Consider the following 15,316-nt stretch of genomic DNA (forward strand, 5'->3'; position numbering starts at 1 on the left):
ATAGTAAAATTGGGTTTGGCGATTTGATTTTACTACTTCGCTATTTTTTTAAGCTAAAAGTGTCAACACACCCTAGTTTTTTATTTTATTTTTCAATTCATCATCAAATTCTTTTTGATTCCCCATAAGTAATGAGCGCAATTCAGCTTGTTTTAAATTACAAGAATGACAGCCTTCAATTTCTTTTATATATCCTTTTTCTATGATTTTTATTGCTAAAAATTGATCACCACTATAATTTAATGCATATAAAGGATTCCAATTTTTAAGAGGGCTATTTTTATAATTTTCAATTTAAAGGTATAAATAAATTTTCTCCAAATAACTCAATTCCAAAAATTCTAAATTTTCATTATTTAATATACATTCGTGTTCCTGAATTTCGACAATCAATTTTTTAACTTTCTTAAGATTTCTATTTTTTTTACAATCATAGCAAATTATATCTTCTCTTAATATTTTCAATTTTAAATTTTTAAAATTTGCTCTATTACAAAAAAACAAAATCAGCATAACAATTATTACAATCTTTTAATTTCTTTATAAGAAGTGAGCCTGCGTCTGCTACTCTCTCAGAAAGATCATCATAGCCTTCCAAATTAAATTTATTAATTAAAAATTTAGCCGTAAAAACGAAATCAAATTTTATTTCATCTACAAATTTCCAGTAATCCAACAAAAGTTCAGTATTACCATCTTGTTTTTCTATAACTTCTAAAATTTTTGTTTTCATTTTTCCCTTTAACTTATATTTGATATGTTCTTCAAAATAGTACATACATATAGTATATATACTATTTTAAATATCTATTAAAATTAAATAATTGACATTAAATAGTATAAAAAATAGGGTTATTTTGACGAATCAGCATTTTCCGAACGATCGCCTAAACTTGCTGCCCAATTTACTTTTTTAGTGATCTCAGGTCGCTCGTCATGCCAAAGCTATTTCAACTCGGCAACCAATAAATCATGTCCTGTACGAGTAATTAAATTCGATTTCATAGATAAAAATACGCTATTACAACATTCCACTTACAAGATTTAGCATTGTATTCCTTATTTGATCATCACCAAAGTGTATAAATTTTATTCTTTTTCAAATCAGACGGTTGTGATGTATTTCTCATTTTTTTACTGTACAAAATTTGACAATCAGTTTTTTGACCCTTAATATGCGCCCCTAAGTTAGTTTTTGTTTACTTTTTATACATTTTGTAAATGTTGTGAAACATTTATTAAATATCCGATCAACCCAATGTCATTTTGAATGACGTTCATGACTTGCCCACCCCTTATCGAATTTATCAACTTTTAAAAGCGAAGTTTTTGTTTTCTGAGCTTTTAGGGCATAAATTATCTGTAGCGGAGACAACATGCACAGTAATTCAAGTTCTGGGTCTAGGCCTAGCCTTAACTCTTTATCTTCTAAACGTCCATTTCAAGCTTTAGCTTTAGGATTCGCAATCCTTCCTTTTAATAGCTTGAATGCTGAGAAATCTCATCAATACAACACAGTCGTAACGACAAAAGTTTTAACCGTGGTTGCAGTTGAAAATCCAACCACAGTTTTTAAAGACGGCGAATTTTTACATGGTTTCGGTTACGATTTAGCTCGAAACTACGCACAAAGTCTCAACGTAAAGTTAGATTTTAAGACCGTACCTGACAATGCCACTGCTTTAAAATGGATTGCTCAAGGCAAAGCAAATCTTGCAATGACCACAGCAAATCTTGCAACGATTGAAAGTAAACAGCTTGTTTCCTTTTCTGCAAGTTGTGGCGATCAAGCAACTTTGAGTAAAAATGGTTTAAACCCTCAATTAAACTGGGTGTTTAAACAAGCTGACGATCCATTGACTTTAACTGCAAGTGGTTTTGTTTGCCAAAGCAAACAGTCAGGAACAACTCAGCAATTAGCCTCTTTTTATAATCGTAATGTCGTTAAACCTGAATCTTGGTCAACGATTCAAAAAGACCTCAATCAGCGTCTTCCAATCTATAAGGCAAACTTTAAACAAAGTGCTGCGAAATATAATTTAGATTGGCATTTATTAGCTGCAATTGGTTATCAAGAATCATATTTAAAACCCACTTCGGTGTCTCCCACGGGTGTTCGTGGTTTGATGATGCTGACGAGCAGCACTGCGCAAGCAATGGGTGTAACTAACCGTACGGATCCAATACAAAGCATTCAGGGCGGTGCTAAGTATTATGATCTTATGTTAGATCAATATGAAAATGTTCCCTATCCAGATCGTAACTGGTATGCGCTGGTTGCATACAATATGGGACCAGGTGCAGTAAATCAGATTCAAAAACGTATTAAGGCTCAAGGTAAGAACCCAAATCAATGGGTAAACCTTTATGACTATTTACAGCGTAATCAAGCACGTAATGGTCGTTACAAGCAAGCATTACAGTACGTCACCCGAATCCGTGCATATCTAGAGCATCTAAAAACGAGTAATCGTATCGAAGTTTAAAATGCTCAGCGCAAAAAAAAGCTTACCAACGGTAAGCTTTTTTTATGAATAAACTTATGCAGTTTGTTCAAGAACCTTTTTGAATAAATCTTTTTGTTCTTGGCTAGGCTTAGCAGTTTGTAATGCCATCAATTGAGACATGTCGCCTTGCACTTTAATTTTACCTGTCATGAATGCTTGCATAGCAGCTGCCATATCAAACTCTAAGAACACTTTACGTAGAGTCTCTGCATCCATATTTAAAGTTGTTTTAGCATTTGGAGATAAACCCTTTTGGATTTTACCAGCGTCTAAAGCTAACTCTGTATTTCCAGCTGCATCTGTTACAACTAAGTTAATCGCTAAGTTTGCAAGTGCTGGTGGTAAATTTAAATCACCTGCTTCAGCAGTAAGTTTTTCAACAGTTGCAAACCAATCATCAGTTAAAAATGCAGCCATGATTATTCCTCAAATGTATTTGTTCAGTTTCTTGTGCCATCTATCCAGACGACATCACATGAAGCTTTTTGCTCGTGCCCTGTTATAGCATGTAATTTTTATTTTAGGCTATGATTTTTTGTACGCGATATTCAATTTTTAAAAAATTTATAAAGAAAAGGCACTTATCAAAGTGCCTTTTAAAAAACTTTTACATTTTACTCTGCAGCAAAACTCAAATTCACCACATCGAGACGATTTTTCATTTCTTCTGGATCTTTCATATCAAACTCACGTTGACTATCCAATGCCTCGAAATCAAATAATTCACGGTCCGCTAGTTGTGATGGAGAAACATTCTGTAATGCCCCAAAAATACTATGTAAACGTTTCGGATATTGTTTATCCCATTCACGTAGCATGTCATTGATGATCGCACGCTGTAGATTTTCTTGCGAACCGCAAAGATTACACGGAATAATCGGGAACTTTCTTAACTCTGCATATTTGATGATGTCTTTTTCTTCAACATATGCCAATGGACGAATCAGAATGTTCTTTTTATCCGAAGATAATAATTTTGGTGGCATCGCTTTTAAACTGCCGCCATGGAACAAGTTCAAAAAGAATGTCGCCATGATGTCATCACGGTGATGACCTAATGCAACTTTGGTTGCGCCAATTTCTTGAGCAAAACCATAGAGTGAACCACGACGTAAACGAGAGCAAACGGCGCAATACGTTTTACCTTCTGGCGTTAAACGCTTAGTAATCGTATAGGTATCCTTCTCAAGGATATAATATGGAATGTTATTTTCTTCCATATAGCGTGGTAGCACGTCTTCTGGGAAACCAGGTTGCTTTTGGTCAAGATTCACAGCCACGATATCAAAATTGATCGGTGCAATGCGCTTAAACTGCAACAAGATATCAAGCAATGTATAACTGTCTTTACCTCCAGACACACATACCATTACCTTATCGCCATCTTCGATCATGTTGTAATCACGAATTGCATGCCCTACTTGGCGACGAAGTTTTTTCAACAGGCGATAATACGCCGAACTTGTCGGAAGTTCTGGCTTGAAATTAAATCCTTGGTTGGACTCCACTGGCGCGTACATAGACGTGATTTACCCATAAACAAAAATACCGCGAGATTTTATCCGATTCCGAAAATTTGCGCACCAAAAGAATTTTTCAATTTCTTTCATTCGTCATATTCAAAAAGAATACTGACAAAACCTGCATCAAATTTGATCAGATTTAGCTAGATTGCATATATTTCAAACTTTTCCACAGTTTTCCACAAAACCTGTGGATAAAATTGTGGATTTCTTCGCTATTGACAAACTGCTTTTATCTGAAAATAAGGCTTCCGATCAAATTGATCATTTTTTAACCAACACTTTTTAACAATTAAAATCAATTACTTATATATGTCAAGTTTTCGTTTTCAAAAAAAATATTTAATTTTTTTTGATGAACATTCGCACAAAAGGACTTGATTTTTGTCAGACAGTCAAAATTAAAAAAATTGTAGCAAAAGTTCTTTTTATGATTTTTTTTGTTAAACTGCTGTGAAGAAATTATGCTTTTTTGCGAATATTATAACGATGGATAGTAAAAATTATTTTTTCGCCCTTTGGTTGGGGACAGTCGGTTTAATGAGCTGCTCAGCAATATATGCTGGTCAGACCATTTATCAATTCAAAGATACTAACGGCACTACACTACTCACCAACAAGAAAAAGACAGAATATAGCCATCTCAAAGTGGTGAAAGCCACTTATTATCCTGATAGTAATATTCACAGTTATAGCAACTGGGGTGCGAGTGAAGCTTCAGTACTTCCTAGCTATAGTCGTAATAAAAATGCATTTGATCAAATAATTCGACAAGCAGCTCAACAACATGGAGTTGCAGAAGGATTAATCAAAGCTGTGATGCATACTGAATCAGGATTTAATATCAACGCACGTTCTCCTGTTGGCGCTCAAGGTTTAATGCAACTCATGCCAGCAACGGCTCGACGTTTTAATGTAAGTAATGCATACGACCCTCAACAAAACATATATGCTGGTGCAAAATACCTCAGTTGGTTACTACGAAGATTTAATGGAAATACTCAACTTGCACTTGCAGCCTATAATGCTGGAGAAGGTAATGTTGATAAATATGGTGGAATTCCTCCATTTAGAGAAACTCAAGACTATGTCCGTCGAGTAACTAGTCGTTATCAAAACTTATATGCTTCTGGTCTAGGCATGAGTAATTCATCGTCTGCTCAAAGTGGACAAGTACTAGCTCAGTCTGCGAACTACACTACTCCACCACGAAGCGAACCGAGTCCTCCACCAAAACAATATAATCGACAAATCATTACCCTAGCTGATGGTACTTTTACTGATGCAGCATCAGGTACATATACTACGGCAAATGCAACTGCATCCGCTCGAATAAATATTAGCGAATGATCGTTTAGCCTATATTCTCATACTATGATTTTGGTGTTGATTTTATAACTTTCTCACTCGCTAAGTGACTGTTTAAATACTAGTTCATTGTTTTATTAGCTTAATGTATCTACGCCCATTTTTTGCTTGAATTTTTAAGCATCGCCCTGCATATTATGATCATGATTTAAATTTATAAATCAGATTACTTTTTCTTTACATGAGGGTTTTCTCAATGATGCGGATTGGTTTGTTCTTGCTAACCAACCTCGCGGTACTGGTTGTAGCTGGCATTATCTTGTCACTCTTCGGTGTCGGTAGTTACCATGGCGCGGGTGGCTTGAATCTAGGCAACCTTTTGGTCGTCTGTTTTGTCTTTGGTATGGTGGGTTCATTAATTTCCCTCTTCATGTCGAAGTGGATGGCTAAAAAAACCACTGGAACTGAATTAATTGACCCAAATGCGCCTCGAAATCAGGCTGAAGCGTGGTTGTTACAAGAAGTTGCTCAATTATCCCAACGTGCAGGTATCAAAATGCCTGAGGTGGGTATCTTCCCGTCATACCAATCAAATGCGTTTGCAACGGGTTGGAACAAGAATGATGCTCTAGTAGCTGTATCAACTGGCTTACTTGAGCGAATGAATAAAGATGAATTGCGTGCGGTTCTTGCACATGAAATCGGTCACGTTGCAAATGGTGATATGGTTACTTTGGCATTGATACAAGGTGTTGTGAACGCCTTTGTGATGTTCTTTGCACGTGTCGCAGGCGATTTCATTGACCGCAATGTCTTTGGTCGTGAAGATGGAGAAGCACCTGGTCTTGCTTACTTCGCAATTACCATTGTTCTCGATATCGTATTTGGTATTTTAGCCTCTACGATCGTGATGTGGTTTTCTCGTCAACGTGAATACCGCGCAGATGAGGCTGGAGCACGTTTAGCGGGTAAACAAGCGATGATTTCGGCATTACTCCGTTTACAAGCAGAATCAGAGATGCCTGATCAAATGCCAAAAGAAATGAAAGCTTTTGCGATTACTGAAGGTAAAGAGCAAGGTTTCAGCTTAGCAGCTTTATTCCAAACTCACCCAAGTATTGAACAACGTGTAGCAGCTCTACAACAATTAAATGTTCAATAATTCAAATAGATTAAACAAAATAAAGCCTCCTTAATGGAGGCTTTATTTATATTTATGAGTGCAAATTAAGCCGATTAGAATGAGTGATAAAGTTGCCATAAATAACTGACACCGAGCCAAACAGCGAGAATCAGTAGGATCAACACAGCAATTCCTAATAGATCAGGAATACGTAACCAAATCCAACTTACAATAGGATTACGCCAAAATGCTGAGGTCTTTTGCTTTTGTTCCAAAGACTCATGCAAAAATGGATGTACCACATGGATATCACTATGCACTTGGTATTCCTCACGGATGTGGTCATGCACAATCTCTAATGTTTTACGACTTGGACGGATAAATACATCAAATAGTGTCCCAACAATCGGTACAAATCCAACCAGCATATCGAGAATGGCAAGCTTAATTACACCAGCTAATTTATGTTGCGGTACACCAACTTCTTTTGCCTTTTTAAAGGCATACATGGTCAGAATGAAACCCGCAATATCTCCTGCAAATGGGATTGTGCTTAATGCAGCATCCGCACCAACGCCCTGTTTCGTGAAGGGAATTCGGACTAAACTATCCATTGTGTTAGCAAATTTAGCTAAATCTCGCTCGACTGCGATTGCTTGCTGTTGAGTTAATTTTTTTTGTTCTGTTTGACCAGTCATCAATCTAACCTAAAAACTACGTTTATGCTTGAGAATAAAGTAGTTTTTAGATTTTGTCGGTACATTTATTATTAAAATTTAGAATAAAATCATTGAAGCAATAAACAAATAAACAATGACACCCGTTGCGTCACAAATCGAAGTAACTAAAGGCGCAGAAGCACTTGCAGGATCTAAACCAGCTTTATTCAGAATAAAAGGCAAACTCATACCAATCAAACACCCCATCAATACGATTCCCATCATACTTAGGGCAAGGACTAAAGCCACCATTTCATCACCACGGAAAAAACCTAGTAATGATACGGCGATCGCCATTGTTCCCCCCAAACACAACGCAACTAGGCTTTCACGTCCGAGTAAGTAAAACCAATCCTTAAATTGGACATCGCCTGTCGCTAAAGCTCTCACCATCAGAGTAGATGATTGCGAACCAGCATTTCCTCCACTCCCCACAAGTAACGGTAAGAAAAAAACTAAAACTAAGTTTTGGGCAATCACATCTTCGTAGTGCGCTATTCCGATACCTGAAAGTAAACTACCAAAAACTAAAAACACCAACCAAAAGACACGTTTTTGATAGAGCTGAAGAATCGGAGCAGATTTAATACTAAGTTTCGATGATGCATTTACTGCACCTACTTTTAAAAAGTCTTCTGTTGCTTCTTCGCTTGCAACATCCATCGCATCATCATAGGTCACGATACCGACCATCATGCCCTTGCGATCAATAATCGGCAATGCCAATAGATCATAACGTGCAATCGTCTTTGCAACCTCATCTTGGTCTGTATCGACATAAGCTGTCAGTACATTGGTTTCCATAAGTAAATTAATATTTTGATCTTCAGCTGCTAAGATGAGTTGCTTTAAGGATAATACACCTAGAAGCTTTCTAGCTTCATCGAGAACATATGCAAAATAAATCATCTCAGTGTCAGGGGCCTCTAAACGCAACATTTTGATTGCCTCATTGACCTGCATATTGGGCTTTAAGGTTGCATATTCCGAACTCATAATCGCGCCAGCTGTTCCTTCTAGATAAGATGCAAGCTGGCGAATATCTTCTCTTTCAGCCTGTGCGAGTGCAGGCAACAATGCATTTTGTTGGTCTTCATCCAAACACTTAAATACATCTGCACGTTTATCAGATGACATTTCACCTATGATTTCAGCCAAGGTATTTCGTGGCATGGCTTTTGCCAATTTGACTTGTTCATTCGGTGCTAAATATGAAAAAACATAGGCACGATCAGGCAAATGAGTCAATAATAATTGACTTTGATCTAAAGATAACTGGGTCAATACATCTGCAATATCAACAGGGCGAAATGTTTTTAGCGATGCTAGAGCGAGTTCGATATGATTATTTTTTAACGCGTCGCTTAATAAATATAAAAAGTTGTTATAGCTCATGTGGATCTCTTCACTACAAATAATCAGCAATGAAGAGTACTGTACAGTCCTTTAGTTGACTGACAATAAGAGTTCTTCATCCTGATTTTGATGAATAATAAAATGTGAAATTATGAATAAATCACAACTGTGTATGTCCATTTAGGGAACAAAACCTCTTAGAACCGCTTATACGGCAGGGCAAAACTACAAATATTTCTTTTTTTACTCAACCTACACAACAAAAATGAACAATTTGAGTCAAAGGTAAAATACCCCCTATCAAATTGTTCATTCGTAAAACTTAAAGTTTTAATAATCTATAATTTTGCAGTTTTCATTTTAGGCTTAAAGTAATGTGTGACTAACACGTACATAAATGGAATAAATATCAGCACCAAAACAGTTCCAAAAACCACACCGCCAAACACACTAAAACCAATCGCTTGTCGGCTCAGCGCCCCTGCTCCTGTTGAAAACATTAATGGGATAACACCCGCACCAAAAGCAATTGATGTCATTAGAATCGGTCTTAAACGTAAACCTGCCGCATGCAATGCCGCATCTAAACTATTGCGACCCTGTTGCTGTAAGCTTGCTGCGAACTCAACCATCAAAATTGCATTCTTGCATGACAAACCAATCGTGGTTAGTAGTGCAATCTGAAAATAAATATCATTAGCAAAGCCAAACAGATAGCTAAAGATAATCGTTCCTCCAATTCCTAAAGGAATGGCTGCCATCACAACAGATGGAATAGACCAACTTTCATAAAGTGCTGCTAAACAAAGGAAAATAAACGCGACTGAAACCAGATATAACCAAATCGCTTGATTACTCGATTGTTGCTCTTGATAAGATAAACCACTCCATTCCAATCCGACTTCGGGCATTTGATCTACTAAAGTTTGAATCGCTTGCATGCCTTGCCCACTGCTAAAACCAGCAGCTGCATCAGCCTCGAGATTGATCGCAGGGTAACCCATAAAACGCTCTAACATCGGTGGTGCACCTTGCCAATCTATTTGGCTGAATTGAGTAAAAGGCACCATTTGTCCACTGGCATTTTTTACATACCAATAGTTTAGATCCTCAGGCTTTGAACGATATGGTGCATCACCTTGTAAATAGACACGTTTGATCCGTCCACGATCAATAAAGTCATTGATATAGCTTCCGCTCCAAGCAGTAGATAAAGTTTGGTTAATATCATTTACATTAAGACCATGAATCATCGCAGCCTTATAATCGATCTTAATATTTAATACGGCTTGATCATCATTGCTTTTTTTATCGAGATTCTCTACAGAATCCTGCTGATTGCCCTGCTGTTGTAAAGCTTCAAAAGACTTCACAAGACTATCCCGCCCCAGACCTTGAGTATCCTGAAGCCAGAAATCCATTTTGTCTGAGTTACCTAAACCGCGAATCACTGAAGGCATAATCACCATGATTCGCGCTTGATTATTTTTGGAAAAATATTGCATCGCTCTAGCACGAATCTGTTGAGCACTATTTTCTGAACCAGGTCTATCATCCCAATGTTTAAGAGAAATAAATGCTTGTCCAAGGTTTTGTCCTGTACCAGAGAAATTTCGACCATGGATGACCATGACACCATTCAAATTTGCTTTTTCATTTTCAAGGAAATAATCAGAAATCGTCTTACCTACCGCTTCTGTTTTACTCATCGGTGTACCTTGTGGAAGCGTAAATTGTACTCCCAGCAAACCTTGATCTTCTTGAGGTAGGAAACTCGTTGGAAGAATTCGATAAACCAAAACAAAACTTGCAATTAAGCCAACAATCGCGATTAAAGAAAATACTTTAAAACCAATAACCTTACTTGAAAACTTCAAATAACGCGTTTTGATATTGTCCAAACTATTATTGAACCAGATCGCCCATTTCGCCTGTTTCTGTTGCGGTTTGAGTAAAATGGCGCACATTGCTGGAGTCAAAATCAAAGCAACAAAAAGTGATAGCACCATGGCAACGACAAGGGTTATCGAAAACTGTCGATAGATAATCCCTGTTGCTCCACTAAAGAACGACATCGGAATAAAAACCGCAGTTAGAACCAAAGTAATCCCGACCAATGCTCCACTGATTTCCTGCATGGACTGAATCGAAGCTTGTTTAGCACTTAATTGCTGTTCGTGCATAAGACGTTCAACATTTTCAACCACAACAATCGCATCATCGACCAACAGACCAATTGCCAATACCATCGCAAATAATGTCAGGGTATTAATGCTCATCCCTAAAACAGATAAAACAGCAAACGTCCCCAAAATTACAACGGGTACGGTCACAGCAGGAACAAGTGTTGCTCGCCAGTTTTGGAGGAAGATAAACATCACCATGACAACGAGGATAATTGCCTCAACTAATGTCGAAACCACTTGTGACATAGACTCTTTTACAAAAGGAGTATCATCACGTGGATACACCACAAAATACCCTTCAGGTAATGCTTTTTCTAATCGAGCGACCTCTTTATATACTGCATCAGCAACTTGCATTACATTTGCACCAACGGTCAATGACAGCGAAAGACCTGATGCTGGATAACCATTTAAACGGTTAAAAACTTGATAATTTTCTGCTCCTACTTCAACGCGTGCGATATCTTTTAGATAAATAAATTGCCCATCATTATTTGCTTTTACGACGATGTTTTCGAATTGTTCAGGTGTTCGTAACAAAGACCCTGAGGTCACTTTCGCATTCAGATATTGATTTTCAACCGAAGGGAGTTCTCCAATTGCACCTGCAGCTACTTGAGTATTTTGATTTTCTAATGCTGATCGAACATCACTAACTTGTAATTGATAGCTCTGTAGTTTTTGTGGATCCAACCAAATTCGCATTGCATACTGCGAACCAAAAATATTAACTTCACCAATCCCTTCAATACGGCTCAAATTAAGCTCAAAGTTATTGGTCAAATAGTCAGAAATATCTAAATTTGTTGAACGTCCAGATTTATCACCTAGACCAATCACCATAAATGAATCGCTTAGTGACTTGCGTACGTTCACCCCTTGACGTTGAACATCTTCAGGCAGACGATTTATTGCCCCATTAACTGCATTTTGGACTTGGACTTGTGCTTGATCTGGATCTGTGCCCTGTTCAAAGAACAAACTTATTCGGCTATTACCACTCGCATCACTGCTGGAGCTAAAATACAGTAAATTGTCGATTCCTTTGATCTGTTGTTCAAGCACTTGCGTAACACTATCTTCAACAGCTTGAGCATCTGCACCACTATAAGTTGCAGAAACAGTAATTCGAGGAGGCGCGATATCTGGATATCGCTCAACAGGGAGATTTTGTATCGAAAAAATACCAACCGCCATAACGATAATCGCGAGTACGGTGGCAAAAATTGGTCGCTCAATAAAAAACTTGGATAGCATGGCTGTTCATTCCATTTTCTGAAACAGTCAATTGTTAAATGAGACTAATAAGAGTAGTTCAGTTCTTGATCATTACTGAACAATTAAGCAAACACCATGCCTTTTAACATATCATTTCAAATCGAAAGAAATGAGGAGAAATAATGGATTTTATTACAAGGTTCACATCTTAAATGTATGAAGCATTTTGAAATGAAGATCATACATATAAAATTAATTTACTGCGCAATCAAATACTTCACAAATACAGATTGACAGGTCAAGAACTTCCACAGATATTAGCGTGTTCGGCTCTCTCTCCCATTGTACTTGACATTTATGACGGCAAGCTTAAAAAGTTTTAATATTCTGCTACTTATTCTGCTGCCTGCTCTCGTTACAGGTGGTTTGTTAATTGTTGCAGGAAACCTATCAGATGGTTTACGTCTAGGTTTTTTATCCCTACCAGGCGTTATTTTTACTTACTTTGCGATCACGCGAAGAAAAACATATTGGTATATTTTTTCTTTGTTGTGGTGGTTTATTTTTTTACTCGACTCACTGCTTAGATCAAGTACATGGTTTCTGTTTAGTAGTGATAGTGAAGCCTACTTTATTATTGAAGCGATTGCCAATACTAATCGCCAAGAAATTTGGGAATTTCTACAACTTCATATAGTCGCAGTATCTACTGTTTTTATCAGTTTAATTATTCTCATCGCGCTGCATAGTTTTGCAGTCTTTAAATTAATTAAAGTTCAACATGTAGAGCAAATTTGGCAAAGTAAAATCTTTCGCTCATTTATCATTTTGCTTACTGTATTAAGTCTGACTAGCTATTTGATGAAACCTTCTCGCAAGGTGCATCCTCTTATTTTTTGGACAGAGTATCAAACTAAGATTCAAGATTTCCGTGGGCGAGTAAAACAACATAAGAATGTACATAAGCAATGGGATCTAAGTGCTGAAAAAAATCTAGTCATGACGCGACAGGCTAAAGGTAAACAAACCCATGTCCTTGTACTTTCTGAAAGCTTAACCAGTTTGAATCTTGGCATTTGCGGTTATCCTAGAGATACCACTCCTGAGTTGAATAAACGACTTTCAGAGATAAAAGTTTTTTGTAATGCGTTTTCGCCATCACCGTCTACCATCAATGCTTTACGTGTTTTATTGACTGAAAGCCCTGCATCAGAACATAAGAAATATTCACCCGAAAGTGTATTGGCTTATGCTCGAGCAGCAGGATATAAAATTTATTGGCTAAGTAATCAAGATGATAGTTATCTATCCTCATTGTTTGGCACTTATGCGGATCAAGCTATTTATAAAAATACCCGTTCAGGTCGTAGCAGCTCATCTTTAGATGAAAATTTACTTCCTATTTACCAGCAGGCACTTGCTGATCCCGTCGAAAAGAAACTTATTATTTTACATCTGATCGGGACTCATCCTAATTACCAAGAACGCTACCCAACAACATTCAATAAATTTAATAGTAATAGTAATGATCGTGTTGAATCAGATTTAAAAGCACGAAATATCGATCCTTGGATTCGTTCCTTACGTAATGATTATGACAATGCAGTGCTATATGAAGATCATTTATTGGCAAAAATGCTGGACACTTTAAGAGCTGATCATTTACCTGATTTTAGGTCTTTCACGGTAGTTTCAGATCACGGCAATGAAGTTGGACATGAACTAGATTATGCTGGTCATAGCCCAACGACCAAAGCAGGCTACCAAGTTCCTGTCATCATGTGGTCGGATAAGTTAAATTTAACAGGCGTGAATAAAGACACAAACCTCAATACTGCTGAACTGGATCAGAATTTAATGCATATCATGGGCTTGAAAGATAAATCCTCTTCCAATCATTCGTATTGGCTAGATCAAGATTATCGTTTTACACCTGAGGCAAATTGGCCGTATTGGGAAAATAAATCCTAAGAAAATTATTATCTCACCCAGTTTGATCAAGAGGTTAAGCTGGGTTTATTTTTATCTATAAAAAATTCATAAAATTATCATCTTATTGTCATCCGTTTGATAAATTTAATTTGCACACTGACTGCTTTAATTAAAAATGAAAGAGTCAATTTATGTTAAAAAAAGCAGTGATTTGCCTGAGCTTACTCAGTTTAGTTGGTTGTAATGATGACAATAATGATCAAACCAACTCCAAACAACCGAATTATGAGCTACCGAAAATCTTAGTCGTTGGTCACCGTGGTGCTAGTGCTCTACGCCCAGAACACACACTCGCCTCCTATCAAAAAGCTATCGAAGATGGTGCAGATTTCATTGAACCAGATTTAGTTTCGACCAAAGATGGTGTGTTAGTCGCACGTCATGAAAATGAAATTAGTGGAACAACCAATGTTGCAGAATTGCCAGAATTTTCCAACCGTAAAAAAACTAAAGTCATTGACGGTGTAAGTATTGAAGGCTGGTTTACAGAAGACTTTACCTTAAATGAGCTACAGCAACTGAAAGCGCGAGAACGAATTCCACAATATCGACCAGAAAACACTAAATACAATGATTTATATCCAGTTCCGACTCTAGAGCAAATTATTGAACTTGCTGATGCTCATTACAAAAAAACCGGCAAGATTGTCGGCTTATATATAGAAACGAAACATCCAACGTATTTCCAAAATCAAAATCTAGCAATGGAAGATCGTTTACTTCAAACTTTATCTAAATATAAATACAGTCGAGATATTGCTCCAATCTATCTTCAATCATTTGAAGTAAGCAATTTAAAATACCTTAAACAACAGTTAGATTTGCACAAGAGCCTCAAACACGCACAACTCATCCAGCTTTATGATGAACAATCAGCTCGACCAGCAGACTATGTTGCTAAACAAATCTCGACAACATATGGAGATATGGCAACCGCTCAAGGCCTAAAAGAAGTGGCAAGCTATGCAAATGGTGTTGGACCATGGAAAGTATATGTCTTTAAAGATGCAAGCATGACTGAAACCACATCCTTTGTAAAAGATGCACACCAAGTCGGTTTAAAGGTTCATCCTTATACTTTCAGACCTGAGAATAATTTCTTAGCTGAATCATTAAAATGCAGCTCAAAAGCTGACGAACGTTGTGAATCTGGCTCTATCAAAGAAATGCAACTCTACTTTAAAGCAGGTGTTGATGGCGTATTTACTGATGATCCTGCTATTGGGCGTAAAGCAGTACAAAGTTATTTAACTACCTCTGCACAATAAATCAACAATGGGTAGTTCAAAACTACCCATTTCCTTTCATTACTATTTGATTACGCTTTACCTGTTGCCATTGCCACCATCCATAAGCCGCTAAACCTACAAATACCGCATACAAG

11 protein-coding genes and 2 pseudogenes are annotated in these 15,316 nt (G+C 37.1%); 5 read left to right on the forward strand and 8 right to left on the reverse strand.

All coding sequences use genetic code 11. The features are described 5' to 3' along the window. Nucleotides 1–490 precede the first annotated feature (490 nt). Together A2003_RS02905 and A2003_RS02910 are read right to left on the reverse strand one after the other, a co-directional pair. Complete coding sequence (locus A2003_RS02905) at nucleotides 491–733, reverse strand: hypothetical protein (protein ID WP_004963492.1); 243 nt, start codon at nucleotides 731–733, stop codon at nucleotides 491–493. A gap of 131 nt (nucleotides 734–864) precedes the next feature. Beyond that, nucleotides 865–1,005 (reverse strand): annotated as a pseudogene (locus tag A2003_RS02910) (transcription elongation factor GreAB); the annotation flags it as partial. A 371-nt stretch (nucleotides 1,006–1,376) separates the two neighbouring features. Between A2003_RS02910 and A2003_RS02915 the strand changes: the two are divergent. After that, nucleotides 1,377–2,486 carry a transglycosylase SLT domain-containing protein gene (locus A2003_RS02915; protein WP_286686778.1) on the forward strand — a complete coding sequence of 370 codons (1,110 nt, stop codon included), beginning with the start codon at nucleotides 1,377–1,379 and terminating at the stop codon, nucleotides 2,484–2,486. A 54-nt stretch (nucleotides 2,487–2,540) separates the two neighbouring features. On the opposite strand, the gene A2003_RS02920 is transcribed toward A2003_RS02915, so the two are convergent. Together A2003_RS02920 and ttcA are read right to left on the reverse strand one after the other, a co-directional pair. Next, a complete protein-coding gene (locus tag A2003_RS02920; protein ID WP_004676693.1) occupies nucleotides 2,541–2,924 on the reverse strand; it encodes an SCP2 sterol-binding domain-containing protein in 384 nt (127 codons plus the stop codon). A gap of 197 nt (nucleotides 2,925–3,121) precedes the next feature. Further along, nucleotides 3,122–4,027, reverse strand: a complete 906-nt coding sequence (gene ttcA / locus A2003_RS02925) for a tRNA 2-thiocytidine(32) synthetase TtcA (RefSeq protein WP_004908226.1) — start codon at nucleotides 4,025–4,027, stop codon at nucleotides 3,122–3,124. A 492-nt stretch (nucleotides 4,028–4,519) separates the two neighbouring features. Here ttcA and A2003_RS02930 point away from each other — a divergent pair, with 492 nt between their 5' ends. Then, complete coding sequence (locus A2003_RS02930) at nucleotides 4,520–5,380, forward strand: lytic transglycosylase domain-containing protein (RefSeq protein ID WP_039048024.1); 861 nt, start codon at nucleotides 4,520–4,522, stop codon at nucleotides 5,378–5,380. A 214-nt stretch (nucleotides 5,381–5,594) separates the two neighbouring features. Beyond that, nucleotides 5,595–6,500, forward strand: coding sequence for a protease HtpX (gene htpX / locus A2003_RS02935; protein WP_004908232.1), 906 nt, complete (start codon nucleotides 5,595–5,597; stop codon nucleotides 6,498–6,500). 74 nt (nucleotides 6,501–6,574) lie between these two features. Here htpX and A2003_RS02940 read toward each other — a convergent pair whose 3' ends face one another. From A2003_RS02940 to A2003_RS02950, 3 genes are all read right to left on the reverse strand, one after another. Beyond that, nucleotides 6,575–7,159 (reverse strand): DUF4112 domain-containing protein, encoded by a 585-nt coding sequence (locus A2003_RS02940; RefSeq protein WP_005402216.1) that lies wholly within the window; start codon nucleotides 7,157–7,159, stop codon nucleotides 6,575–6,577. A gap of 78 nt (nucleotides 7,160–7,237) precedes the next feature. Next, nucleotides 7,238–8,575, reverse strand: coding sequence for a magnesium transporter (gene mgtE / locus A2003_RS02945; RefSeq protein ID WP_004956056.1), 1,338 nt, complete (start codon nucleotides 8,573–8,575; stop codon nucleotides 7,238–7,240). 299 nt (nucleotides 8,576–8,874) lie between these two features. Further along, a complete protein-coding gene (locus A2003_RS02950) occupies nucleotides 8,875–11,979 on the reverse strand; it encodes a multidrug efflux RND transporter permease subunit (protein WP_286686779.1) in 3,105 nt (1,034 codons plus the stop codon). 318 nt (nucleotides 11,980–12,297) lie between these two features. Between A2003_RS02950 and A2003_RS02955 the strand changes: the two genes are divergently transcribed. Beyond that, nucleotides 12,298–13,911 (forward strand): phosphoethanolamine transferase, encoded by a 1,614-nt coding sequence (locus A2003_RS02955; RefSeq protein ID WP_279680991.1) that lies wholly within the window; start codon nucleotides 12,298–12,300, stop codon nucleotides 13,909–13,911. A gap of 152 nt (nucleotides 13,912–14,063) precedes the next feature. Next, nucleotides 14,064–15,200, forward strand: a complete 1,137-nt coding sequence (locus A2003_RS02960; RefSeq protein WP_286686780.1) for a glycerophosphodiester phosphodiesterase — start codon at nucleotides 14,064–14,066, stop codon at nucleotides 15,198–15,200. A gap of 22 nt (nucleotides 15,201–15,222) precedes the next feature. Here the strand turns inward: A2003_RS02960 and A2003_RS02965 are convergent. Beyond that, nucleotides 15,223–15,316, reverse strand: a pseudogene (locus A2003_RS02965) (nicotinamide riboside transporter PnuC); the annotation flags it as partial.

This window comes from Acinetobacter sp. GWC1_38_13, from assembly GCF_001767535.1.
Classification (GTDB): Bacteria; Pseudomonadota; Gammaproteobacteria; order Pseudomonadales; family Moraxellaceae; genus Acinetobacter; species Acinetobacter junii.